The organism is Sphingomonas asaccharolytica NBRC 15499 (assembly GCF_001598355.1).
Classification (GTDB): domain Bacteria; phylum Pseudomonadota; class Alphaproteobacteria; order Sphingomonadales; family Sphingomonadaceae; genus Sphingomonas; species Sphingomonas asaccharolytica.
Window position 1 is genome coordinate 1 of sequence record NZ_BCYU01000067.1, and the last position, 24,552, is coordinate 24,552.

Below are 24,552 nucleotides of genomic sequence, written 5' to 3' on the forward strand. Positions count from 1 at the left end.
TGCGGCTCGAGCCAATGGCACGCTTCGACGACCGCGTTGCGTTTCGCATCCAGCAGATAGAGGCGGCCGGCCAGATCGGGCGCGATCTCTGGAATGAATCGTCGCGCGATCTCGCCTATGTCGTGGAGCGTATCGCACCCCTGCATGCGTTGCGTCATGCGCGACAAGAGGTCGCGCTGAAAGCGATCAGCGTCGCGCTCGTCCTGCAATCGTTGCCGCTCGAGCCCGTTCTCGCGGAACACGCGGATCGCCTGGGCCATGTCGCCGATTTCGTCGACCCGGCTGATATCGGGCGGTTCCACGGCATAATCCTGCGCCGCCAGCCGGTTGACGACGTCGCTCAACCGGACGACCGGCTTGAGCACGCGCTGGCGGAAAACGAAGTACAGCACGAACAGGAAGAGCAGGGCGGTGATGGCGAGGGCGGCCTCGGACGCCCCTTTCCACGCCCGCGCGACCGCCGTCGCGGCGGCGACCTGCGCCTCGGTCCGTTGGTCGAGCCGGTATTGGAAGCGCTCGATCAACGACCTGACCCGATCCAGCTCGCGCTCATATTCGGCGCCGAAGACGATGGTGCGCGCGCGTTGCTTGTCGTTGCCGTCAAAGGCGGCGATCGCCGCCCTTTGTTCGTCGCGGAGCGTATCTGCCCATCGCACGGCTTCCTTCAAACTGTTGAGCTCGTCGGCGGTGGCACCGACGTCGCGTATGCCGGCAATCCGCTGCTCGACGGATCCGAGCGCCGCGGCTTCGCGATAATAAACGAGCCGATAGGTCGGATCTGCCGTGTTGAGATATTGGCGCGCCCGGTCGGACAGCGCAAAGACGTCCTCGTCCAGGGTCTCGGTCGCCTGGTCCAGGCGATAGCGTTGCTCGATCGCGCTCCGTTCACGCTCGCCCGCATTGGACGCAAGGATCATCGTCGCGCCCGAGATGAGGGTAAGGGCAACGGTCCCGCCATAGGCCCAGTTGGTGATCGTCGCGAGTTTCATGCCGCCAGTTTAGCGGCATAGGGTCACACAAAGATTAAATACCGTCTCGTGAATGGCCGCAAAATTGTGGCTCGCGGACAGAGCACACCGCTCGGTGGATGCAACCTGACGGAGACAGGTCGCGTTTGAAAGGCATGTCCCATCTCGCCACCACGCCACTCGATCTCTTCATTCTTGCGTTGCAGGACCTTCACGACGGCGAATGCGCCTGGGTCGACCGAGTGCCGGGAATTGCCGAGCGGATCGTGGACGAGCGCTTGGCCACGGCGATACAGTCTGCGACCGGACAGGGGCGCGAGCGCGCGGACCGCCTTGCGGCGATTGCCACTGCCCTGCGCGTCGACATAGCCGGCGCCGAGAATATCTGGCTGCGCGCCATCCTGGAGGATGCACATCGGGACACTACGATGATCGAGCAAGGGTCGCTGCTCGATATCGCGCTGATCGGCGCATTCCGCAAAGGCGTTCAGGCCGAACGCGTCAGCTACGAAACCGCAATCGCGCTCGCCCGCCCGCTCCAGCTTAACCGAGCGGAGGCCGCGTTGACGCTGAGCAGGGATGAAGTGGCCGGAACGGATGAGGCGCTGGCCGGTCTGCTCTGGGAAATCGCCGCTTGATCCTCACCCTGAGCAATGCGCGTCCCGCGCGGCACCATCCATCTGAAATATCGTCATAACCCACGTTAGCCTGCCGCGAAAACGCGGAACGACCTGTCTCCTGGCTGGTTGGCGGTGAACTGAGGAGGATGGCAGATGTTCATGCACAATAAGCGCCTGCAATATACGGTGCGCGTTTCCGAACCCAATCCGGTGCTGGCCTCATTGCTGCTTGAGCAATTCGGCGGGCCGGACGGCGAATTGGCGGCGGCGATGCGCTATTTCACCCAAGGATTGGGTGACGACGATCCCGGCCGCAAGGATTTGCTGCTCGACATCGCGACCGAGGAACTGAGTCATCTCGAAGTTATCGGGTCGATCGTCGCGATGCTCAACAAGGGCGTGAAGGCGCAACTGGCCGAGGGGGCGATGGAAGAGGCCGAGCTCTATATGTCGCTGACTAAGGGTGGGGACAGCCACACCCAGGCGATCCTCTATGGCGGCGGACCGGCGCTGACCAATTCCTCGGGCGTGCCGTGGAGCGGCGCCTATGTCGACAGCCGCGGCGACCCGACCTGCGACCTGCGCTCGAACATCGCCGCCGAAAGCCGCGCCAAGATCGTCTACGAACGCCTGATCAACATCACCGACGATCCCGGCATCAAGGATGCGCTCGGGTTCCTGATGACGCGTGAAATCGCGCACCAGAAGAGCTTCGAAAAGGCGCTCTACACGATCGAGAACAACTTCCCCCCGGGCAAGCTTCCCGGTCTCGCCCAGTTCGCCAGCACCTACGTCAACACCTCGCAAGGGGAGGGCGACGCTACCGGCGCATGGAACGAAGGGGAGCAGTGGGAGCGGATCGATGATGTCGTCGGCAGCATCCCGCTCGATGGCGGCAGCGGCGATGCCAGCGTCGAACTCCGCGGCAGCGATGCGGAAGTAGCGGCGGCGCTGATGCAGCGAACCGCGTCGCGGCCCGACTATAATCCGACCACGGGAGCGGATCTCGGAGCCGGCCCGGGCGCGGGGCGAATGACCGACGAGGATCTCGGCGGAGCGGCTGACATGGCGGATGCCACGATGATCAGCGAGCCCGCCGAGTAACGACCCCCTTGAAATGATGGAGTAGATGATGGCTGATACGCTGGAACGTACCGACGTGGTCCAACACGTCTTCGTCGTGGGGCTGCGCAACGCCCATGCCGTTGAGCATCAGGCGCTCGCCTTGATGGACCGGCAGATCGATCATTTGAGCCACTATCCCGAAGTGGCGCAGCGGCTGAAGGCGCATCGCGCCGAAACCGAGGGACAGATCGAGCGGCTCGAGAAGATCCTCCATTCGCTCGATGAAAAGGCGTCGGCGATCAAGGACGCCACGCTGGGATTGGTCGGCAACCTTGCTGCGCTGGGCCATGTCTTCGCACCCGACGAGATCCTCAAGAACAGCTTCGCCAATTTCGCCTTCGAGAATTTCGAAATCGCGAGCTACAAATCGCTGATCACGGTTGGCGAGACCGGCGGGTTCGCCAACGCCATACCGCTGCTGCAACGAACGCTGGACGAAGAACTCGCCATGGCGCGGTTCTGCGACGAGAGCCTGCCGGCCATCACGCGCAAATATCTCGAATTGCGCGCCGAGGGCGAGACGGCGAGCCATTGAACGGCATGGCGATCATGGATGCCTGGATCCGCCGCTTTGCGGAATGCAGCCGTGGCTAATGGTTGGGCACCCGATTCTGCGGTTCAGGACCAGATCGAGGACAGCATTCGCGACGCCGTCTCGCGAGCCCGGTCGTTGTTGCCGAGCGGCGAAAGCGCCGAGGATTGCGAGCGATGCGGCGAGCCGATCCCCGCCAAGCGTCGCGCCGCAATACCCGGCGTTTGCACCTGCATTGCTTGCCAGGCGGAACGCGATGCCAAACAGGAGGCTTTCAGCGGAATCAACCGGCGCGGAAGCAAGGACAGCCAGTTGCGATAATGGCCCGCCGCGCTTGTCCAACCGCGACATCGATGTCGAACGACGAACCCAGTCCGGGCCGGGAATCGTACTGAGCGACGTTAGAAGACCCGAAACATCTGCGGTGGCGGGGCGTTGGAAGGTTATGTGATGCTGCGCGAGTTGCATCGCAGTCAGTCGCTCGTTTCTTCGCGCCGACACCACTTAACCTTCAATTTCCAAAAAGGATTTGCAAAACCTTCATGTTTCATTGGACTCACGCCGCTCAGGATGCGTTGGAACGCAAGCTCTTCGCGCATGTCGAAGCGGCCTCCTTTCCCTGCGTCGGGGCAAAATCGGCGCTGGCGCGGGGCCGACTGACCGTCCTTGCCTGCGATAATATCGACAGCGCCTGGGACGATCTGCGCATCCATGAGGCGCTGTTGCGCTTTACCCAGACGTATCGCGACGATCCCGCACTGTTCCAGAGCTTCGCGGTTGTGTTCGAAGGGCCGGCCGATCTCAGCGAGGAAGCTTTCGAACGCGCTTTGTGGGACCGCGTCCAGTCGCTCCATGACAAGGATGTGTGGCGCGGCCAGACTTATGACTCACGCGTCAGCGCCGATCCCGGGAACCCGCATTTCTCCCTGAGCTTCGGGGGCGAGGCGTTCTTCATCGTCGGCCTTCATCCCAAGGCCAGCCGTCCGGCGCGCCGGTTCGAGCAGCCAACGCTCGTCTTCAACCTCCACGACCAGTTCGAACGCTTGCGCGAGGCGGGCAAATATGAGGGACTTCGCGAGAAGATCCTGGTGCGCGACGACCATCTCGCCGGCTCGCGCAATCCGATGCTGTCGCGTCACGGCGAGGTCAGCGAGGCGCGGCAATATTCCGGCCGCGTTGTCGACGAGGATTGGGCGCCGCCGTTCGAATATCGCGGCGACGCGAAATGAGCGCCGAGATCGTCATTCCCGAACGGAGCGGCACCGCTTTCCCGCTGCCGCGAGGCGCGCTGCTGACCGTGATCGACCCCAGGGGCGAGCAAGTGGCGGACCTGCTCGCGTTCAACGCCGAGGATGTGGACGAGGTGATCTCCTCGGGCCGCACATTCGATTACGCCGAGACGATCGCGCTGACGAGCGGGCACAAACTCTATTCCAACCGTTCCCGCGTGCTGCTGACGATTGTCGAAGACACGGTCGGCTGCCACGACTTTCTGCTGACGCCGTGCTCGGTCGACACTTTCCACCATTTCTATCCCGATCTGCCGCCGCATCGCGGCTGCTTCGGCAATCTTGCCGAGGCACTGGCGCCTTATGGTATCGGGCCTGATCGCATTCCGGTCGCGTTCAATTGCTTCATGAACGTACCGGTCGACGGGCGGACGGGGAAACTCAGAGTGCTGCCGCCGCGGAGCAAGGCCGGCGACCACATCACCTTCCGGGCCGAGATCGACCTCGTCATCGGACTGACCGCCTGCTCGGCACCGGATTCGAACGGCGGCACGTTCAAGCCGATCCATTACCGGATCGACAGCTGAATGACAGCGTCGATCCGGTCGTGGAGGCATTCTCCGCGACGGCGCCGGGGTCAGAAAAGCGGCCCGACAAAGCGAGCAGGTCCGGCTTCGATACACCGGCGCGCCCGGCAGTTCAGGGCCGACCTCTCGCGACATATTGACCTTTTTTAAACGCCGAACGAGATAGTTCTACGATACTAACGAAAGCGATCGGGGGGTCGCATGAACGAGTGGGGTGGGAGATGCCTGGAGCCTTAGGTGCACGCAGAACAATCCCCCGAGACGCTGGATCGCCGCCAACTCGTTTCCGCGCTCCGTAGTCTCAGGCGCGGGGACTTTTCGGTCCGGCTGCCGGAGGATCTGTCCGGCACCGACGGGGAGATCGCGATCCTGTTCAATGAGGTCGTCGGCCTCGAAGAACAGATGACCAACGAGTTCGAACGGCTGTCGCGGGTCGTCGGCAAGGAAGGCAAGATCAACCAGCGCGGGCATGTCCGCGGTGCCACTGGCGGCTATGAGGCGCAACTGCGCGCACTCAACGAATTGATCGAGGACATGGTCCAGCCGACCGCGGAGGTCGCGCGCGTGATCGGCGCGGTCGCCAAGGGCGATCTGTCGCAGTCGATGACCGTCGAGATCGACGGCCGTCCGTTACGCGGTGAATTTCTTCGCATCGGCAAGGTGGTGAACACCATGGTCGAGCAGTTGGCGTCCTTCGCGTCGGAAGTGACCCGCGTCGCCCGTGAGGTCGGCACCGAGGGCAAGCTCGGCGGTCAGGCCAAGGTGAAGGGCGTCGCCGGGACCTGGAAGGATCTGACCGACAACGTCAACGCGATGGCGACCAACCTGACTGGTCAGGTGCGTAACATCGCCGAGGTGACCACCGCGGTGGCGTCGGGCGATCTGTCCAAGAAGATCACCGTCGAGGTGAAGGGCGAGATTCTCGAGCTCAAGAACACGATCAACACGATGGTCGACCAGCTCAACTCGTTCGCCAGCGAAGTGACGCGCGTGGCGCGCGAAGTCGGCACCGAAGGCAAGCTTGGCGGCCAGGCCCAGGTCCCGGGTATCGGCGGTACGTGGAAGGATCTGACCGACAACGTCAATTTGATGGCGGCGAACCTGACCGGTCAGGTGCGCAACATCGCCGAAGTGACGACCGCGGTCGCCAAGGGCGACTTGTCGAAGAAGATCACCGTCGACGTGAAGGGCGAGATCCTCGAGCTGAAGAACACGATCAATGTGATGGTCGATCAGCTCAACGGCTTCGCCTCGGAAGTGACGCGCGTCGCGCGCGAGGTCGGCACCGAGGGCAAGCTCGGTGGTCAGGCACAGGTGCCGGGCGTCGCCGGCACGTGGAAGGATCTGACCGACAACGTCAATCTGATGGCCGACAATCTGACCGGTCAGGTGCGCAACATCGCCGACGTGACGACCGCGGTGGCGCGCGGGGATCTTTCCAAGAAGATCACTGTCGACGTGAAGGGCGAGATCCTCGAGCTGAAAAACACGATCAACGTGATGGTCGATCAGCTCAACGGCTTCGCCTCGGAAGTGACGCGCGTGGCCCGCGAAGTAGGCACTGAGGGCAAGCTGGGCGGCCAGGCCCAGGTGCCGGGCGTCGCCGGCACTTGGGCCGATCTCACTGACAATGTGAACCTGATGGCCGCGAACCTGACCGGCCAGGTCCGTAACATCGCCGAAGTGACGACCGCGGTCGCCAAGGGCGACTTGTCGAAGAAGATCACGGTCGACGTGAAGGGCGAAATTCTCGAGCTCAAGGACACGATCAACACCATGGTCGACCAGCTCAACGGCTTCGCCTCGGAAGTGACTCGCGTCGCGCGCGAGGTCGGTTCGGAAGGCAAGCTGGGTGGCCAGGCGCAGGTAGAAGGCGTTGCCGGCACCTGGAAGGATCTGACCGACAACGTCAACGCGATGGCGACCAACCTGACCGGGCAGGTGCGCAATATCGCCGAGGTGACGACGGCGGTGGCATCGGGCGATCTGTCCAAGAAGATCACCGTCGACGTGAAGGGCGAGATTCTCGAGCTCAAGAACACCATCAACACGATGGTCGAGCAGCTCAACGGCTTCGCCTCGGAAGTGACGCGCGTGGCGCGCGAGGTCGGGTCGGACGGCAAGCTTGGCGGTCAGGCGCAGGTGCCCGGCGTCGGCGGCACGTGGAAGGATCTGACCGACAACGTCAATCTGATGGCGGCGAACCTGACCGGTCAGGTTCGCAACATCGCCGAAGTGACGACGGCGGTGGCGCTCGGCGATCTGTCGAAGAAGATCACCGTCGACGTGAAGGGCGAGATTCTCGAGCTCAAGAACACGATCAACACGATGGTCGACCAGCTCAACTCGTTCGCCAGCGAGGTTACCCGCGTGGCGCGCGAGGTCGGCACCGAGGGCAAACTCGGCGGCCAGGCGAACGTCCGCGGCGTCGCCGGCACGTGGAAGGATCTGACCGACAACGTCAATCTGATGGCCGACAATCTGACCGGCCAGGTCCGCAACATCGCGGAAGTGACGACCGCGGTGGCGCGCGGGGACTTGTCGAAGAAGATCACCGTCGACGTGAAGGGCGAGATCCTCGAGCTGAAGAACACGATCAACGTGATGGTCGATCAGCTCAACGGCTTCGCCTCGGAAGTGACGCGTGTGGCGCGCGAGGTTGGCACCGAGGGCAAGCTCGGCGGCCAGGCGCAGGTCCCTGGCGTCGGCGGCACGTGGAAGGACCTGACCGACAACGTCAACCTGATGGCGACCAACCTCACCAACCAGGTGCGCGGCATCGCCGACGTCGTGACCGCGGTGGCGCAGGGCAATTTGAAGCGCAAACTGACGCTCGACGCGAAAGGCGAGATCGCTGCGCTCGCCGAGACGATCAACCTGATGATCGAGACGCTGGCGACCTTCGCCGATCAGGTGACCAACATGGCGCGCGAGGTCGGTATCGAGGGCAAGCTGGGCGGCCAGGCGCGCGTTCCGGGTGCGGCCGGCCTGTGGCGCGATCTGACCGACAACGTCAATCAGCTCGCCGCCAATCTGACCAATCAGGTGCGCTCGATCGCCGACGTGGCGACCGCGGTGACCAAGGGCGACCTTACCCGGTCGATCGCGGTTGAGGCCTCGGGCGAAATGGCGGCGCTCAAGGACAATATCAACGAGATGATCCGCAACCTGAAGGATCAGACGCTCAAGAATGCCGAACAGGATTGGCTCAAGACCAACCTCGCACGGTTCAGCCGCATGCTGCAGGGCGAGCGCGACCTCTCGACCGTATCGAACCTCATCATGTCCGAGCTCGCGCCGCTGGTCGGCGCTCAATATGGCGTCTTCTACGTGACCAATCGCGATGCGGAGGACACGGTACTCGAACTCGCCGCGAGCTATGGCGCGGAAAAGCGCGAAGCCTTGAAACCCGCTTTCCAACTGCGCGAAGGACTGATTGGCCAGGCCGCTGCCGACAAGCGGCCGATCCTGCTCCAGGATGTGCCGCCAGACTTCATTCGCATCGGCTCGGCGTTAGGCGAGGCGCGTCCGGCCAACGTCACCATCCTGCCCGCCTTGTTCGAGGATGAGGTCAAGGCGGTGATCGAGCTCGCCTCGTTCAGCGAGTTCAACGAGACTCACCAGAACTTCCTCGACCAGCTGATGGAGTCGGTCGGCATCGTGCTCAACACGATCGCCGCGACGATGCGCACCGAGGGTCTGCTCAAACAATCCCAGCTGCTGACCCAGGAACTCCAGGCGCGCCAGACCGAGCTCACCACCAAGCAGGAGGAGCTGCACAACACCAACGAGGAGCTCGAAGAGAAAGCGCAATTGCTCGAGAACGAGAAGCGCCAGGTCGAAGCCAAGAATCTCGAGATCGAGATGGCGCGCCGGGCGCTCGAGGAAAAGGCTGAGCAGCTCGCGCTCACCTCCAAATACAAATCCGAGTTCCTGGCCAATATGAGCCATGAGCTGCGCACCCCGCTTAACTCGCTGCTGATCCTGTCCAATCTGCTGTCCGATAACCCGCAGGGGAATTTGAACGAGAAACAGGTCGAGTTCGCGCGCACGATCAACTCTGCCGGCTCGGATCTGCTAAACCTGATCAACGACATCCTCGATCTGTCGAAAATCGAGTCGGGCACCGTCTCGATCGAGATCGGCGAAATGCCGATGCAGGGCCTCAAACAGCATATGGAGCGGACCTTCCGCCAGCTGGCCGCCGACAAGAATCTGGATTTCATCGTCGAGTTCGGCGCGGCATTGCCGGCGACGATCCGCACCGACGAAAAGAGGTTGCAGCAGATCGTCCTCAACCTGCTGTCGAACGCCTTCAAATTCACGTCGCAAGGCTCGGTCACGCTGGCCGTCCGCACCGCGGAAAGCGGCTGGAGCACCAACCACCCGGTGCTGCGCGGGGCGGAACGCGCGATCGAGATTGCCGTGACCGATACCGGCATCGGCATTCCCAAGGACAAGCAGAAGCTGATCTTCGAGGCGTTCCAACAAGCCGATGGTACGACGAGCCGCAAATATGGCGGCACCGGGCTCGGTCTCTCGATCAGCCGGGAAATCGCCCGCCTGCTTGGCGGCGAGCTTCAAGTGCGCTCGACGCCGGGCAAGGGGTCGACCTTCACCTTGTTCGTGCCCCTTCAGGCGATCGCGCCGGCGGCGTTGCCGGTAGAAGCCAGCCAGGCACGCTATGACAATAGCGGCGCGATGGTACCGACGGCGCTGCCCAACACGTTCGATGTGAGCGACGATCGCGACAGCCTCGACGGCTCGCCGTTCGTACTGATCGTGGAGGACGACCCGACCTTTGCGTCGATCCTGCTCGACGTGGCGCGCGGCGCGGGGCTCAAGGGCGTCATTTCCACCGCGGGCGCGGGCACGGTGGCGCTCGCGCGCAAGCTCCAGCCGAATGCGATCACGCTCGATCTCGGTCTGTCGGATATCGACGGGTTCGTGCTGCTCGACTTGCTCAAGCACGACCCCCAGACGCGGCATTTGCCGATCCATGTGATTTCCGGCGCCGACAAGCTGGCGCGGGCGATCGATCTTGGCGCGGCCGGGGTCACCGAAAAGCCGGCGCAAAGCGACGCGCTCGCCGCGGTGTTTGGCGACCTCGCGGAACGGATCGGCTCCGGTAAGGCGGTGTTCGAACTGGTGCCCGACGCGGAGCCGCCGTCGAGCGTGCGCTCGGCGCCCGAACTTGCCGGCGCCAAGATCCTGATCGTCGACGACGACATCCGCAACATCTACTCTCTGACCAGTGTGCTAGAGAGTTATGGCGTCGAAGTGATGCACGCCGAGCGCGGCCGCGACGGCATCGTGATCCTGGAGGAGACGCCCGGCATCGATATCGCCCTGATCGACATCATGATGCCCGAGATGGACGGTTATGAAACGATGAAGCAAATCCGCCGGCGCCCCGCGCTGGCCGACCTGCCGCTGATCTCGGTCACCGCCAAGGCGATGAAAGGCGACCGCCAGAAATGCCTCGACGCCGGCGCCTCCGATTACATCGCCAAGCCGGTCGATATCGATCTGCTGCTCGCGCTGCTGCGCGTCTGGATTTCGCGATCGAGAGAGGCGCAGCAGGCGGCCGGCGCCGTCCTCGCGGGGCATGCCTGAGATGCCCCGGCGGACCATGCCCCGTGCCCCAACCGTGATCCTCGATCGCGGGATCGTCGACGAACCGGCGCCGGTGGTGCTCCCTTCCGAACGCGCGCGCGTGCTTGTCGTCGACGATGACGAGCACAATCTCGTCGCGATCAGCAATGTGCTCGAGGATCTTGCCGAGATCGTCGTCGCGCGCTCGGGCGAAGAAGCGTTGCGGCACCTTCTCCGCGAAGAGTTCGCGGCCATCCTGCTTGACGTCTACATGCCCGGGCTCGACGGCTATGAAACCGCGCAGCTGATCCGCGAGCGCCAACAGACCCGCCGCGTGCCGATCCTGTTTCTCTCGGCGGTCAACAAGGAGATGGAACATCTCTTGCGGGGCTATGCAACGGGGGCGGTCGATTATGTCTTCAAGCCGGTCGAGCCGACCGTGCTCCGTTCCAAAGTCGCGGTGTTCGTCGACCTGTACGCGATGCGCAAGGAAGTGCAGCGCACCGCGGAAGCGCAGCAGCGGCTGCTAGACGACAATCTGCGCGCCAATGCCGAACGGCTCCACGCCGAGCAGCAATTGCGCCTCGCCGAGCAGCGCCAGGCGGCGATCATCGCCTCGCTGCCGATCACGCTCTACCTCGAAGATGTCGGCTGCGAGCCGCGCATGCCCAAATTCGTCAGCGGCAATTTCGAGACGCTGACCGGGTTCAGCTTCGACGATATTCGGCATTCCCCCGGCATCTGGAGCGAGCGGCTTCATCCCGAGGACCGCGAGCGGGCGGTCGCCGCACTGGCGGCCCGCGGCCAGGGTGGGGCACATTCGGTCGAATATCGCTGGCGGCACGCCGATGGCGAGTATCGTCACTTCCTCGATCAGGCGGTGCTGTTGCATGACGCAGGTGGAGCGCCGGTCGAATATGCCGGGACGCTGCTCGACATTTCCGACCGCCGCGAACTCGAGAGCGAGCTCAACCAGATCCGCAAGATGGACGCGATCGGCCAGTTGACCGGCGGAATCGCGCACGACTTCAACAATCTGCTCGCCGCGGTGCTCGGCGGTGTCGGCATGATCGAACGGCAGATACCGCTCGACGACAAGCAGCGGCGCCTCATCGACATGACCCGGCATGCCGCCGAACAGGGCGCGCAGCTGGTGCGGCACCTGCTGGCATTTTCACGGCGACAAGTGCTGCAACCGGCCGCGCTGGACGTGGCGATGCTGGCGGATGCGGTCGACGGGCTATTGGCGCACACGCTCGGCGGCCGGATCGAGCTCGTGTGGAAATGCGAAGACGGGCTCGACGCCGTCTTCGCCGATTCAGCGCAACTCGAACTGGCGATCATGAACCTCGTCATCAATGCGCGCGACGCCATGCCGGACGGCGGAACCGTGACGATCGAGGCCAGCGGCCACGTTGCGCAGGCAAGCCAGGATATCGCCGGCACGCTGCTCGATGCCGGGCGCTATATCGTCTTCGCCGTGACCGATAGGGGCTGCGGGATCGCGGCCGAACAGGTCGAGCAGGTCATGGAGCCGTTTTTCACGACCAAGGCGGTCGGCAAGGGCACCGGCCTGGGGCTCAGCATGGTCTATGGCTTCGCCAAGCAATCGGGCGGCGCGCTGCGCCTGACCAGCGAAGTCGGTGTCGGGACCCGCGTGGAGATCTGGCTGCCCGCGGCCCCGGCCGACGCGGTCACGCCCGTCGCGCCGGAAGAGGTGTCGGCACCGGAATCGCGGATCGGCAAACGGCAGCTCAATATCCTGCTGGTCGACGATCATGAGGGTGCGCGAGCCGCCACGGCGGCAATGTTGCACGATCTCGGCCATCACGTTTCCGAGGCCGGCGAGGGAGAGACCGCGCTCAAGATGGTGCGCAAGCAACCTGGAGCATACGACCTGGTGCTGAGCGATTATGCGATGCCGCGACTGTCGGGGTCTGACCTGATTCGCCAATTGCGCGAAATCCGGCCGACACTGCCGGCGGTGATCATCACCGGTTATGCCGAACCAAACCTACAGGCGGTCGAGGATGAGGTTCCCGTGCTGGTGAAGCCGTTCACAGTGGGAAGCCTCGAAGCGACGCTCGATCTCGCCAGTCGGCAAGGCGCCGCGAACTGAAGGTTCAGGCGATCGCGGTTGGATTTCGGGGCGCCTTTATGTGATCGATGAAGGCGCGGAGCTTGGGCAACATCTGACGTTTGCCGGAATGATAGAGGAAGACGCCGGGTGTCATGATCGCCAGCGGCGTCAGCAGCGCTTGCAGCCGGCCATCCGCAATCGCTGCCTGGGCGACCGGACCAGGGACCTGCGCGAGCCCCAGACCCTGTATCGCGGCACCGAGAAGGGTAGGGTAATCGTGCGCGATCAGCGGTCCGGATACCGCTGCTTCGATCACATCGTTGCCGACGGTGAAGGTCCAAGGCGCGATCGATCCGTTCCAACGGCGCAGGCGCAGACACGCATGATCGCGGAGATCCTCGACTCGCGCGGGCGGCTCATGCCGGCGCAGATAAGTGGGGCTGCCGACGACGACGAACGGGAAGGGAGGCGTTAGCCGCACCGCGATCATGTCGGCCGCGATGAGTTCGCCAAGGCGGATACCGGCATCGAAACCGCCGGCGGCGATATCCACCATCTCGTCGCTCGCCGCGATCTCCAATTCTATCTCGGGATAGGCGTCGCAGAACGAGGCGATCACCGGCTCGAGGATCAGCGGGACCACTGATCGCGGTACGGCAAGGCGTAACAATCCGGCCGGACGCTGCCCCAGATCGCGCGCCGCTTCGCTGGCTGCGACCAGCTCGTCAAAGGCGGGGCCGGCCCGGTCGAGGAAGCGCTGGCCGGCTTCGGTAAGGCCGACGCTGCGCGTGGTTCGGATCAACAGCGCCGCGCCGATCCGCGCCTCAAGCGTGCGTATCGACTGGCTGACGGCCGACGGTGTCACGCCAAGTGCTGTGGCGGCGCGGCGAAAACTGCGGTGCCGGGCAACGCTCAGGAACGTCTCGACCCCATCGAGCGCACCCTGTCTGACTGTGAAGTTCTGCTTCATAACCCATCGACATTATCGCGAATAGTCGGGGGCGGAAAGCGGCCCTACATCCGGCTTGCAAATCGGGAGCACCGCCGATGTCGAGCCAAAAGCACATCCAAAAGCGATCGCCGCGATCGGAGAAGCGAGATCCTGAGCATCGGCATAGACAGCTACCCTAACGTGGTGGCCCCTGCCTTCGTGGTGCCTGGTTCGATCCTGCTGCACGCGCTGTCATTACGCCAATTGCGCCGCGCCGGAGGCGCAGAAAACGCTCTGCGCCGATAGGAGGCCAAATGTCCACGGAGTTGCTGTTTCAAACCCAGCTTGTTCTCGGCTATGTCGCGTGGCTACTCTGCTTCACGGCGTACGTCTGGCCCTGGCTCAAGTCGACGAGCCGGATCGCGGCGCATCGCGCTATCGCGACGCTGCATGGCTTCCGCTTCTTCGGGCTCGTCTTCATCCTGCCGGGGATCGTCAGTCCCGACCTCCCCGCCGGCTTCGCCACCTTCGCTGCCTATGGCGACTTCGCAACTGGAGTGTTGGCCCTGCTGGCGCTTCTTACGGTGATGGTACGCCCGCTCTTCTGGCTGTTCACGGTCGCCTTCAATCTCGTCGGGGTGATCGACCTCGTCGTCGACTATTATCACGCCATTCAGGTCGACCTTCCTGCGCATGCGGAGCGGCTGGGCGCTACCTACGCCATCCCGATCATCTATGTACCGCTGCTGATGATCACGCACATCGCCGCATTCTATTTTCTGGCGCGTCCCGAGCCCGAGGCGGCTCCGGCCATCGCGGCCTCAGCCGGGTGAAAAAGACTGAAAGCGAAGTGCAGGCGTAGTTTCGATAATTATCGGTGTCGCGCTCGGAGGCGTCAAGAATGCGGCACCACCGGACGACGGCCGCAACAGGTCGACGTGGTCTATTTCCGCGACGTGATCGCGATCGAACCCTGACGCTTGGAGCGTCACATGCGCTCTGCGCGGTAGCATTTTTACGCTTGATCTCAACTTTAGTTGAGGTCCTATGGAGATGCTCCCGCAACCGAAGGAGCGTTCGAGCAATGGCCGATTATTCAGACAAACCTCTCTTCAACATCAACCTCCTGACTACCAAAGCTGGGATGGTCGACGAGTTCATCCGCTTGCAACTCGACAGCCTGCCGCGTCTCGGACCGCTTCCCGGATTGACCGAATCGCGCCTCTTCCGCGCCGAAGACGGCACGGGCGTGGTTCTTATGTCGGGCTACGAGAGCGAGGAGGCGTTTCGTGCGTTCCAGCGCAGCACGGCCTTCCAGACCGAGCGGGCGAAGATGGCGCCGCTCGTCGAGAATGTGCGACCGGCCTTCTACCGCTTGATCCATGAGCGCGAGCGCGCCTGAAATTCTTGACGGCATGCGGCCTCTCTCCGGCCGCATACCGTCGTCGGCGCAAAAGGGGCGGGCAAACCTCCCCGTTTGTTTGCTGCCCTTACCCTGGTCAATGCTGCGATCGATGCGGGTGGTAGCCCAAAAATGGGGCGATACGCCGTCGGGCTCTTCTCAGTTCGCCTTTGGCCTGATTGCTACGCCAATTAGACGTCCACCGCGAGATAGCCGGTGAAGTACCGTCCCGCGCCTGCGCCATAGATGCCGGGTCCGGCGACGTTGAACGGGCGATTGTCGAATATATTGGTTACCTGGATGCGCAGCGTCGCGTCGCGGTTGATCAATTTGAACCGATAGCGGCCGCCGAGATTGAGCTGCGCCCGCGCGGGCAGCGACACCAGATTGTCGGTGGTCGACGGCACCTTGCCGCGTTGAAGCAGGGTGGTGTCGAGCGACAGCCCGTCGAGTACCGGCGTCTTCCAGTTGAGGTTCAAATTGACCAGGTGCCCCGGCAAGCCAACCGGGCGGGCGCCGATCGTGCCAAGCGCAGTGGGATCGCGTTCGACCCGGGCGCGCAGGAAATACCCGCCCGCGACGACGTTCAGCGTCCTGGTCAAATTGCCCGACACCGACACTTCAGCTCCCTGGCTGCGGGTGGTGCCGACCTGGGTGTAGCGGTTCGCCGCATCGAACCCGAAATAGGGCTTCCGCAGATCGAACACCCCGGCGATCAGTTTGACGTTCCCGGTCACTGTCCAGCGAACGCCCGCATCCTTCTGCTCGGTCAGGATCGCGTTGAGCGGTTGGTTGCGGTTGGCCGCATTGGGCGGCGCGACGCCGCTCTCCTCCAGCCCGCGGGCATAGCCGGCATAGAGCGACACCGATTTGGACAGATAGGCCGCCGCCGTGCCGTTATAGAGCCATGGCCGGGATCGCGAGACGATCGCCGCGACGCCGGGAAGCCAGCTGGTCTTGCGGTAATCGGCACGCGAGAGGCCGAAGCTGATCTCGCCGATGTCGCGCCACCGCCCGTCATAAGCGACGCCCAGGGTCGCCTGGCGAATGCGGTCGCGCGATGACGCGCCGAACACGAAATTCGGCTTGGGTGAATCCTCCTCGACACCAATCCGGGCCGGACCCAGATCGACTTCGTCCGATCCGCCGAACTGATGGCGCGCGTCGCGTTCGCGCAGGCTGAGATGAACAACGTGCAGCCGCGGCCCGTCGACGATGCTGTGCGTCAGCCGAACCTCGCCGCTCAACGACACGTTCTTGGCGCGCGGATCGGCGATGAGCAGGCGGTCCGCCGTTCCGTCGGGCTGCAAGTCGACCAGCAGGTTGGCGTAACTCTTCTTCTGGTCGAACACCGACCGGAACGCCCCGACGCGGAGCAGCCAGGTCTTGCCCGGCGCATAGGAAGCCAGCAGTCCCTGATTGGTCCCGGTATAGCGGAAATCGGCCCATTGCGGTCCGTCGAAGCTGTGCGCCGGGGGCTTTGGCGGCAGATACTTGCCCGCGGGCACGTAGAACGGCCCGGCCTCGTCATTATAATCGTTGGTCAGCGTCCAGAACGGCATGATCTCCACACCGGGCGCTGGCCGCCAGCGGACGATCAGTCCCTGGCTGTGATTGAAATTGTCGGTGCCGTCGGGGAAGGCGGTGCGCCCGACGATCGCACCATAGCCGACCGACAGCCGCTTGCTGACCGGCAGCGATCCGTCGACCTCCAGCCCATAGGAACTGTAGCTGTCGGCGTTGAGCACGATCGAGGCGGCGGCCTTGTCGCCGGGACGGCGCAGCAATTGGTCGACGATCCCGCTCGGCGCGGCGAACGGATAGCCCTGCGCCGACAGACCCACCTTGATGCTGGTCGAATCGTTGATGATGCTCGACAGCGCGATCGCGGGGTCGAAATACATCCCGTCGATCCGCACGTTCCCCGCCGCGGTCGGCGAGAAGCCGCGCGCATTGCTCGACGTGTAGATGCCGATCGTCTCGCGCCCGACACTGAAGCCGAAACCGTCCTCCGCCTGCGTCACTGCATTGTCGTCGGCGCGATCCTGCGCGGGGGCGGGAGAAGCAATCCCCGCCAGCAACAAGGTCAATGTCGCCGAGCTCAGCCGCCCCATACCCTTCCTCCCAAGCCGTTATATCGTCTTATGGCAGCATATCAGTCAATCGGGGCTGAATGCCGACTTAACGGTGACGGCTGGACGGCGGCGGCGAACCGCGTCATCGGCGGATCGCATGACGACGGAACGCATCATTATCGAAGCGATCGGCTGGAGCGGCGCCGTGCTGATCCTGGTCGCCTATATCCTGCTATCCGCGGGACGGGTCGGCGGGCAATCCCGGCTTTACCAGTGGATGAACATCGTCGGGGCTGCCTGCTTCGTGGTCAATAGCGGCTATAACGGCGCGGTCCCGTCGGCGGTGCTCAACGTGGTCTGGGCGGGGATCGGCCTCTTCACGCTGTGGCGGATCGCGCGACGTCCGATCTAGCGGCAGGGAACAGACGCGCCAGCGCCGGCAGGGCGCGGATCGCCGCGACGCGATTGCGTGCGACCGGCACGATCACGCCGCCGTCCAGCCGCAGCCGTATATTGCGCCCGTCGCGCTCGATCGCGCGTACCGCCGACACCGCCACCCACCAGCTTCGATGCGTCCGGATCCCCGCCGAACCGTAACGCGCGATCGCGTCGGCCATCGGCATCAGTTCCAGCCGGCTGCCCGAGGCCTGGTGCACGCGGACATAATGATCCTCCATCTGCAGGCAGGTGACGCGGTCATTGACGATAGCGGGCGGCAGGGGCGCGGAGGCCATGGCAGGACCCGGCACAGGCCTGCGACGCGCCTCGGCCACCAGCCACAAGCCGACCACCATCGCCTCGACCAATGCCGTCTTCACATACCAGTCGACCAGCGACATCCGTGCGGCTTCTCCGGGCCATGCCCAGCGGCCGAACCCCGCTGCAGCCAGGCTGACGGGCAAGGCCGCCGCCAGGATCGCGATCGCCAGCGCTGCGGATGCCGGCACGCCGCGAGCGCGCAGCATCCTGACGACCGGCGGCACGATCAGCCCGGCAAGGCCCGCGCCGATCACCATCATGCCGGTCCAGTTGAACAGGCAGATCAGCAGGTCGCCACCGAGATAGCCGAGGAAGCCGACCACGCCGCCCGCAACCGCGCCGAAGGCGAGCAGCCGCAGCCAGCCGCCGGGCGTGCCGATTCCCGCTTCCCAAAGCTCGACGCCGCGCCGTGCACCGTCCGCCATGCCCACTCCCGTACCCGTTCGCCCAGTCGCGAATATCCGCTGGCAAGTCACTGTCGCGGCGAGGTTAGCAGGCCGTGCGGAGCGGGAAAGCTCCTTTTCCCGTCCGAAGGAGAAAGCGATGACCAACCCGATACGACCGGCGCGGCGTGACCTGCTCGCGGGCGCGTTGCTGGCGACTGGACTGGGCTTGGCGGGGCGAGCGGCCGCCGCCATGCCGCCCGCGGAGGCGCCGACCGGCGACGTCCACGATTTCGACTATCATCTCGGCCACTGGACGGCGGTGCAGCGACGATTGAAGAAGCGCTGGGTCGGCAGCAAGGAATGGGAGGAGTTTCCCAGCAACACCGCCTACACCCAATATCTCGACGGACTGATCAGCGCCGATCAGACCGATTTCCCAACCAAGGGCTGGGCCGGGCTGACCGTCCGCACATTCCAACGCGATCGGCGGCAATGGTTCATCTATTGGATCAACAGCCGCGACGGGGTGATGGGGACGCCGATGATCGGCGGATATCGGGGCAATGTCGGCCTGTTCTACGGCGACGACAGCGACGGCGGCCTGCCGATCAAGGCACGCTTCATCCGCACCAAGCAGCCGCCCGATCGCGAACGCTGGGAACAGGCCTTTTCGCGCGACGGCGGCGCGACCTGGGAAACCAACTGGACCGCCGACTTCACGCGCGTGCGCTGATCGACACAGGCCTGCAACGGCGAAAATCACCAATAACCAGGCTGGCCTGACCGGTATTGCGCGCTGATCGAGGGAGAATCGGCGATGAAGACGTTGTGGGGCAAGCAGGCGCTGGTCGGCCTGGCATTGGGCACGTTGATCTTGAGCACCGGCGCGGCGCTGTCCGATACGCCAAAGACAATGGTCCGGGCGCCGGCCGCCAAGCCCGCCCGTATCTCGCCGGTCACGCTCGCGCATGACGGCCTGGTCATTCCCGGGGCGGTTGGCCAGGGATCGCGCAAGCTGCCGTTCGGAACGCCGCGTGCGAAGGCGATCGAATTGGTGGCCGGCAACCTCGGTCCCGCTGTCAAGACCGGCGTCTATCCCGAATGCGGCGACGGCAAGCCGCTCGGCTATGCCGATTTCCGCGGTGGTCTCCAGCTTAGCTTCAGCAATGCCAAGTTCGTCGGATGGACGCTCGATGCAAAGGGCGATGTCCGCAACAGGATGGCGAACGGCGTCGGGATCGGCACCACCGTCGCGACGCTGCAGAAATTGGTCCCCGACGTCTTCATTGATCCCGGCGAGCAGGAAAATGGTGGGCTGGGCCCGGGCTTCCAGTCGGACACCTGGCCGAGCGGCTGGCTTGATGGCGCGCGGTCGACCTCGAAGATTGTGTCGCTATTTGCCGGCAAGACCTGCATCGTTGCCTAGACGCGGTCGCCGCGGCTAAACGCGGGGGCATGCTTACCCTATACGGCATTCCCAATTGCGACACGGTGAAGAAGGCGCGCACCTGGCTCGATGGCCATGGCGTCGCCTATGCCTTTCACGATTACAAGAAAGCCGGAGCCGACGAAGCCTCACTGCGCCGCTGGACGAGTGCATTGGGCTGGGAAACCGTGCTCAATCGCGCAGGCACGACGTTTCGTGCGCTCCCGGATGCCGACAAGGCCGATCTCGACCAGAACAAGGCGATCGCGCTGATGCTGGCGCAGCCGTCGATGATCAAGCGCCCGATCGTCGAAGGCGGCGGGGTGCTGGTCGCCGGGTTCAAGCCAGATGCTTGGCAGACTGCCGGCATCGGCTGAGCTTGCCACGGCGCGCATCCGCGCGCAGTCTCCGCTCCATGAATAAGGGAGGGGAAACATGGCTCAAACCGCCAAGCCGCCGGTCTGGTTCTGGATCGTCGCGATCCTGTTGGTGCTGTGGAACGCGATCGGCTGTTATTTCTGCGTCGAGCAATTCCGGCTCGGTGCCGCCTCGGCGATGTGGGAACAGACGCCCTACCATCAGGCGCTCTATCGCTCGCTGCCGAGCTGGTACAATTACGTCTATGCCGTGGCGACGTTCGGCGGATTGCTCGGCGGTCTTGCCTTGTTGCTGCGCGAACGCCGCGCGATCATCCTGTTCTGGATCTCGCTGATCGCGGTGATCGTGCAGTTCGGCTACACCTTCGCGATGACCGACCTGATCGCGCACGAAGGCGCGGCGAAGGTGGTGCCGTTCCCGGTGTTCATCGCTGTGGTCGGTCTGTTCGCGATCTGGTTTTCGGGGATGGCAGCGAAGAAGGGCTGGATCGGAAGGTGACGTCGGGGGAGGGCACTCACCCCTCCCACTGGAACACCTCGTCCAATGGCTTGCCGAACACCTGGGCGATGCGGAACGCGGCTTCGAGCGTGGGCGAGTATTTGCCCGCCTCGATCGCCGCCACTGTCTGGCGCGTCATGCCGATCCGCTCGCCCAGTTCGGCCTGGGTCATCTCATTGGCCATGAAGCGCAGCAGGCGGATTTGATTGAGCACCCGGCCGGGGAGGGGTTTAGCCATGCCAGCCCCTCCGATAGCTGACGACGATCACGCTATGTCGCACGATTTCCGACGCGACGAGCGCGAGCAGGGCAGCGTTGACGATGTGCCAGCCGCTTGTGCTGAACGGCATCACACAGCCCACCACGATGATCCCGACCATCAGCACGAAATAGGCGATCGCGGCACCCCGCCGCGCGATCGCCCGCTCGCGCTCGTCGGCCGGGGCATTGGCATCGCGGCCGGCCTGGATCGCCAGCACGATGCTGGCGATCGTCACCAGCACGGCCTGGACGGCCAGGATGCCGCCGAGCAGCGCCAGGAAATACCCCGTAGACGCCCCGTTCGGCAGAAAGGCCGGGGATACCAGGGTGAAATAGACGCCATAGGCGACGACCATCGCTACCAACGACAGCCAGGCGATCTTCTCTCTGAACGACATTGCTAACCCCATGTTCGACTCGACGTCCATAATGTTAAATAAACATAACATAGAGTCAAGCGGCATAAACAATCGCGTCGGTCCGCGCTGGCAGCGGGCCTAGGGAACGGCTAGGGAGCGCGCCATGTCCACGACCTTCACAATCGACACCTCGACCAGCCGCGCCAACCCGACGCCGGCGCCGATGAAACGACTCACCGTGCCGGCCATCCAGCGCCGCAAGTTCGAGGGAAAGACGCAGGAACCCTTGGTCATGCTGACTGCCTATACGGTCCGCATGGCGCAGTTGCTCGACCCGCATTGCGACATGCTGCTGGTCGGCGATTCGCTCGGGCAGGTGGTCTATGGCCTGCCCTCGACCTTGCCGGTCACGCTCGACATGATGTGCGCGCATGGCGCCGCGGTGGTGCGCGGCAGCTATCATGCCGTCGTCGTGGTCGACATGCCGTTCGGCAGCTACGAAGCCTCGCCCGAACAAGCCTTTGCCAGCGCCAGCCGCGTCTTGGCCGAGACCGGTTGCGCGGCGATAAAAATGGAAGGCGGCGCGACGATGGCGCCGACCATTCGCTTCCTGACCGAGCGCGGCGTTCCGGTCATGGCGCATATCGGCCTGACGCCGCAGGCGATCAACACGCTCGGCGGTTACGGCGCGCGCGGCCGCAGCCAGGAGGAAGAAGCCAAGATCAAGGGCGATGCCCATGCGGTGGCAGAGGCCGGTGCCTTCTCGGTCGTGGTCGAGGGCGTGGTCGAGCCGATCGCCCGCTCGCTCGCCGAAACCACCGACATTCCGGTGATCGGGATCGGGGCATCGGCGGCGTGCGACGGCCAGGTGCTGGTCGCCGAGGATATGCTCGGCCTGTTCGAGCGCACCCCGCGCTTCGTGAAGAAGTTCGACGACATGGCCGGCCGCATCACCGACGCGGTTACCCGTTATGCCGAAGAGGTGCGCAACCGGACCTTCCCCGGCGTTGAGCAGACGTACCTACCGAAGACTTAAGGCGCGTTGCTTTTGAACGGCGCGCCGCTAAGGGACCCACCTAGGAACAGTCGCCGATCAGGGCCATTGCGAGAGCCGAACCCGGTCCCTAAGGTCCGCCGACTTATTTTTGCCCCCAATTGGAGCCTACCCCTTGGCTGTGACGCCGAAAACCGATGAAGCTTTCCTGCGCGAGGTCGATGAGGAACTCCGCCGCGATCAGATCGTGGGCGTGTGGAAGAATTATGGCCGCGTGATCATTGGCCTGATCGTGGCCGCGCTGGCGATTTTCGCCGGCGTGCTCGGCTGGCGGGCATGGAGCCATGGCGCTGCCGAAAAGCAGGCGATCGAGCTGCAACAGGCCTATGATTCGATCGCCAGCGGCAATAGCCAGGCGGCCAAGGCGCCGATCGACAAGCTCGCGAGCGACAGCGCACCGGGCTATCGCGCGCTCGCAAAGATGCTCCAGGGCAACGACCTGCTTGCGGCCGGCAAGACCAAGGAAGCCGCGGCGAAATATGGCGAAGTCGCGGGCGATAGCAGCGTCGGGCAACCGATCCGCGACCTCGCCACGATCCGTCAGACCCATACCGAATTCGACGCGCTCGCGCCGCAGGTGGTGATCGACCGGTTGAAGCCGCTCGCGACCTCGGACTCGGCCTGGCTCGGCAGTGCCGGCGAGATGATCGCGATGGCCGATCTCAAGCTCAACCGGCAGGCGGAAGCGCGCGCGATGTTCAAGTTGATCGCGGAGAGCGACAAGGTTCCCGACAGCATCCGTCAACGCGCGGTTCAGGCGACCCAGGCTCTGGATCCCGGCACGAACGTTCAGAAGGGCAAGTAAATAGCATGACGACCAAGTGGAGGATGCCGATTGCGCTGGTGGCGCTGACCGCGCTCGCCGCGTGCGGCGCGTTCAAGGGCGGAAAGAAGACTCCCGTGCTTGGCGACCGCGTGCCGATCCTGGTGTCGGAAAGCGATGCCAAGGTCGATCCGGCAATTTCGGGCCTCGACGTCCTGTTGCCGGCGCCCGTCGCCAACACCGATTGGGCGCAGCCCGGCGGAAACCCCGAAAAGTCGATGGGTCATCTGGCGCTGGGTGGATCCGTCTCCCGCGTGTGGACGGTGTCGATCCCCGCGGGATCGAACCGGCAGCGGCTGGCGGCGTCCCCGGTGATCGGCGACGGCAAGCTTTACGCGGTCGATGTCGACGGCGCGCTGCACGCCTTCGACGCGAATTCGGGATCGTCCTTGTGGACCGTGCCGGTCGCCAAGGAGCTGAAGAGCAAGGGCGCGCGCTTCGGCGGCGGCGCTACTTATGACAACGGCCGCGTCTATGCGACCAGCGGCTTGGGCGATGTCGTAGCGTTCGACGCAAAGACTGGCGCCGAAGTGTGGCGGGCCAAGCCCGGACCGCCGCTGCGCGGATCGCCGACCGTCGTCGGCGACCAGCTCTACATCTTGAGCCAGGACAACCAGCTTTACGCCTTGTCGACCGCCAACGGACAGCAGGTCTGGTCGGCCTCGGGCAGCCTTGAGACGCAAGGCGTGTTCGGCGTCGCGGCGCCGGCCGTGGCGCACCAGACGGTCGTCGCCGGCTTCTCGTCGGGCGAACTCAACGCCTATCGCGTCGAAAACGGACGCGCGATCTGGGGCGACGCTTTGTCGCGCACCAGCATTTCGACCTCGGTGTCCAGCCTTGCCGATATCGACGCCGATCCGGTGATCGACGACACCAATGTCTATGCCTTGGGGCAGGGCGGTCGTCTGATCGCCGCCAATCTCGCCACCGGCCAGCGCCTGTGGGAGCAGAATTTCGCGGGCATTTCGACACCCTGGCTGGCGGGGGAGTGGCTGTTCGTCGTCACCGACGAAAGCAAGCTCTATTGCCTGCAGCGCTCGACCGGAAAGATCCGCTGGATCAGCCAGTTGCGCGCCTTCCAGGTCGAAAAGAAGAAAAAGAAGAAGAACCCGCTGACCTGGTATGGTCCGGTTCTCGCCGGCAACCGCCTGGTGCTCGTCAACTCGCTGGGCGACATGGTGTTCGCCTCGCCCAGCGACGGCGCCATCGGCCAGACGATTCCGGGCAAGGACGGCTTCGGCCTGGGGCCGGTCGTCGCCAACAACACGCTCTACGTGCTGGACGGACGCGGGCGCATTTCCGCCTATCGCTGAGAGTCGGGGAGCGACCTCTTCTCCCTTCCGCTTGCGGGAGGGAAACGGGGCCGCCAGCAACCCTTACGTTTTGGAATTGTGGATTAAGCCCCTCCCCTTCAGGGGAGGGGTTGGGGGTGGGGCAGTGCCGCAAGCTAATCGCCCGTGGATA

At 64.1% G+C, this 24,552-nt stretch carries 24 protein-coding genes; 18 read left to right on the plus strand and 6 right to left on the minus strand.

The annotated features are described in order from the left end of the window. The coding region (locus tag SAS01S_RS16435) for a HAMP domain-containing protein (RefSeq protein ID WP_157082865.1) at nt 1-989 on the minus strand (989 nt) is incomplete at its 3' end. A 134-nt stretch (nt 990-1,123) separates the two neighbouring features. Here SAS01S_RS16435 and SAS01S_RS16440 point away from each other — a divergent pair. The 8 genes from SAS01S_RS16440 to SAS01S_RS16470 all read left to right on the plus strand — a co-directional run bounded on the left by SAS01S_RS16440 (nt 1,124) and on the right by SAS01S_RS16470 (nt 12,775). Continuing rightward, nucleotides 1,124-1,606: a DUF892 family protein gene (locus tag SAS01S_RS16440; RefSeq protein ID WP_066811037.1), complete on the plus strand. Its 483-nt coding sequence runs from the start codon at nt 1,124-1,126 to the stop codon at nt 1,604-1,606. 135 nt (nt 1,607-1,741) lie between these two features. After that, nucleotides 1,742-2,692 carry a manganese catalase family protein gene (locus tag SAS01S_RS16445; protein ID WP_066811040.1) on the plus strand — a complete coding sequence of 317 codons (951 nt, stop codon included), beginning with the start codon at nt 1,742-1,744 and terminating at the stop codon, nt 2,690-2,692. A gap of 28 nt (nt 2,693-2,720) precedes the next feature. Then, on the plus strand, nt 2,721-3,248 hold the full coding sequence (locus tag SAS01S_RS16450) for a ferritin-like domain-containing protein (protein ID WP_157082866.1): 528 nt from the start codon (nt 2,721-2,723) through the stop codon (nt 3,246-3,248). A gap of 51 nt (nt 3,249-3,299) precedes the next feature. Continuing rightward, nucleotides 3,300-3,566, plus strand: a complete 267-nt coding sequence (locus tag SAS01S_RS22265; RefSeq protein ID WP_157082867.1) for a DksA/TraR family C4-type zinc finger protein — start codon at nt 3,300-3,302, stop codon at nt 3,564-3,566. Between the two features lie 221 nt (nt 3,567-3,787). After that, nucleotides 3,788-4,474, plus strand: a complete 687-nt coding sequence (gene gntA, locus SAS01S_RS16455; protein WP_066811046.1) for a guanitoxin biosynthesis heme-dependent pre-guanitoxin N-hydroxylase GntA — start codon at nt 3,788-3,790, stop codon at nt 4,472-4,474. Then, the gene (locus tag SAS01S_RS16460; protein WP_066811049.1) at nt 4,471-5,061 is read left to right on the plus strand and encodes a DUF1989 domain-containing protein; all 591 of its coding nucleotides are present in this window, start codon (nt 4,471-4,473) and stop codon (nt 5,059-5,061) included. Before gntA ends, SAS01S_RS16460 begins: the two co-directional genes overlap by 4 nt. Nucleotides 5,062-5,298: 237 nt before the next feature. Continuing rightward, on the plus strand, nt 5,299-10,677 hold the full coding sequence (locus SAS01S_RS16465; protein ID WP_066811052.1) for a HAMP domain-containing protein: 5,379 nt from the start codon (nt 5,299-5,301) through the stop codon (nt 10,675-10,677). Between the two features lie 16 nt (nt 10,678-10,693). After that, the gene (locus SAS01S_RS16470) at nt 10,694-12,775 is read left to right on the plus strand and encodes a PAS domain-containing hybrid sensor histidine kinase/response regulator (RefSeq protein WP_157082868.1); all 2,082 of its coding nucleotides are present in this window, start codon (nt 10,694-10,696) and stop codon (nt 12,773-12,775) included. A 4-nt stretch (nt 12,776-12,779) separates the two neighbouring features. Here SAS01S_RS16470 and SAS01S_RS16475 read toward each other — a convergent pair whose 3' ends face one another. Next, nucleotides 12,780-13,706, minus strand: coding sequence for a LysR family transcriptional regulator (locus SAS01S_RS16475; RefSeq protein WP_066811057.1), 927 nt, complete (start codon nt 13,704-13,706; stop codon nt 12,780-12,782). A 275-nt stretch (nt 13,707-13,981) separates the two neighbouring features. On the opposite strand from SAS01S_RS16475, the gene SAS01S_RS16480 reads away from it, so the two are divergent. Together SAS01S_RS16480 and SAS01S_RS22875 are read left to right on the plus strand one after the other, a co-directional pair. Further along, entirely contained in the window at nt 13,982-14,500 is a 519-nt protein-coding gene (locus SAS01S_RS16480) for a DUF8737 domain-containing protein (RefSeq protein ID WP_066811059.1), read from the plus strand. Nucleotides 14,501-14,751: 251 nt separating this feature from the next. After that, nucleotides 14,752-15,069, plus strand: a complete 318-nt coding sequence (locus tag SAS01S_RS22875) for an antibiotic biosynthesis monooxygenase family protein (protein ID WP_066811060.1) — start codon at nt 14,752-14,754, stop codon at nt 15,067-15,069. A gap of 191 nt (nt 15,070-15,260) precedes the next feature. On the opposite strand, the gene SAS01S_RS23405 is transcribed toward SAS01S_RS22875, so the two are convergent. Further along, nucleotides 15,261-17,183, minus strand: a complete 1,923-nt coding sequence (locus SAS01S_RS23405; protein WP_066811062.1) for a TonB-dependent siderophore receptor — start codon at nt 17,181-17,183, stop codon at nt 15,261-15,263. Nucleotides 17,184-17,301: 118 nt separating this feature from the next. Here SAS01S_RS23405 and SAS01S_RS16495 point away from each other — a divergent pair, with 118 nt between their 5' ends. Next, nucleotides 17,302-17,556, plus strand: coding sequence for a CBU_0592 family membrane protein (locus SAS01S_RS16495; protein ID WP_066811065.1), 255 nt, complete (start codon nt 17,302-17,304; stop codon nt 17,554-17,556). On the opposite strand, the gene SAS01S_RS16500 is transcribed toward SAS01S_RS16495, so the two are convergent. After that, entirely contained in the window at nt 17,522-18,328 is an 807-nt protein-coding gene (locus tag SAS01S_RS16500; RefSeq protein WP_066811067.1) for a LytTR family DNA-binding domain-containing protein, read from the minus strand. The genes SAS01S_RS16495 and SAS01S_RS16500 overlap by 35 nt on opposite strands. Nucleotides 18,329-18,446: 118 nt before the next feature. On the opposite strand from SAS01S_RS16500, the gene SAS01S_RS16505 reads away from it, so the two are divergent. From SAS01S_RS16505 to SAS01S_RS16520, 4 genes are all read left to right on the plus strand, one after another. Then, nucleotides 18,447-19,022, plus strand: coding sequence for a hypothetical protein (locus SAS01S_RS16505; RefSeq protein ID WP_218016320.1), 576 nt, complete (start codon nt 18,447-18,449; stop codon nt 19,020-19,022). A gap of 84 nt (nt 19,023-19,106) precedes the next feature. Further along, nucleotides 19,107-19,715 (plus strand): hypothetical protein, encoded by a 609-nt coding sequence (locus SAS01S_RS16510; RefSeq protein WP_066811068.1) that lies wholly within the window; start codon nt 19,107-19,109, stop codon nt 19,713-19,715. A 29-nt stretch (nt 19,716-19,744) separates the two neighbouring features. Next, on the plus strand, nt 19,745-20,092 hold the full coding sequence (locus tag SAS01S_RS16515; protein ID WP_066811070.1) for an arsenate reductase: 348 nt from the start codon (nt 19,745-19,747) through the stop codon (nt 20,090-20,092). Nucleotides 20,093-20,150: 58 nt separating this feature from the next. Further along, nucleotides 20,151-20,591, plus strand: coding sequence for a hypothetical protein (locus SAS01S_RS16520; RefSeq protein ID WP_066811072.1), 441 nt, complete (start codon nt 20,151-20,153; stop codon nt 20,589-20,591). A 16-nt stretch (nt 20,592-20,607) separates the two neighbouring features. Here SAS01S_RS16520 and SAS01S_RS16525 read toward each other — a convergent pair whose 3' ends face one another. After that, nucleotides 20,608-20,829: a helix-turn-helix transcriptional regulator gene (locus SAS01S_RS16525; protein ID WP_066811075.1), complete on the minus strand. Its 222-nt coding sequence runs from the start codon at nt 20,827-20,829 to the stop codon at nt 20,608-20,610. Next, complete coding sequence (locus SAS01S_RS16530; protein WP_066811089.1) at nt 20,822-21,250, minus strand: hypothetical protein; 429 nt, start codon at nt 21,248-21,250, stop codon at nt 20,822-20,824. The genes SAS01S_RS16525 and SAS01S_RS16530 overlap by 8 nt, the downstream gene beginning before the upstream one ends. A gap of 124 nt (nt 21,251-21,374) precedes the next feature. Here SAS01S_RS16530 and panB point away from each other — a divergent pair, with 124 nt between their 5' ends. The 3 genes from panB (at nt 21,375) to SAS01S_RS16545 (ending at nt 24,401) form a co-directional block, all read left to right on the plus strand. Then, nucleotides 21,375-22,247: a 3-methyl-2-oxobutanoate hydroxymethyltransferase gene (gene panB, locus SAS01S_RS16535; RefSeq protein WP_066811079.1), complete on the plus strand. Its 873-nt coding sequence runs from the start codon at nt 21,375-21,377 to the stop codon at nt 22,245-22,247. A gap of 139 nt (nt 22,248-22,386) precedes the next feature. Continuing rightward, nucleotides 22,387-23,070, plus strand: coding sequence for a tetratricopeptide repeat protein (locus tag SAS01S_RS16540; RefSeq protein WP_245656957.1), 684 nt, complete (start codon nt 22,387-22,389; stop codon nt 23,068-23,070). Between the two features lie 5 nt (nt 23,071-23,075). Next, complete coding sequence (locus tag SAS01S_RS16545) at nt 23,076-24,401, plus strand: outer membrane protein assembly factor BamB family protein (protein WP_066811083.1); 1,326 nt, start codon at nt 23,076-23,078, stop codon at nt 24,399-24,401. The last annotated feature ends 151 nt before the right edge of the window (nt 24,402-24,552 follow it).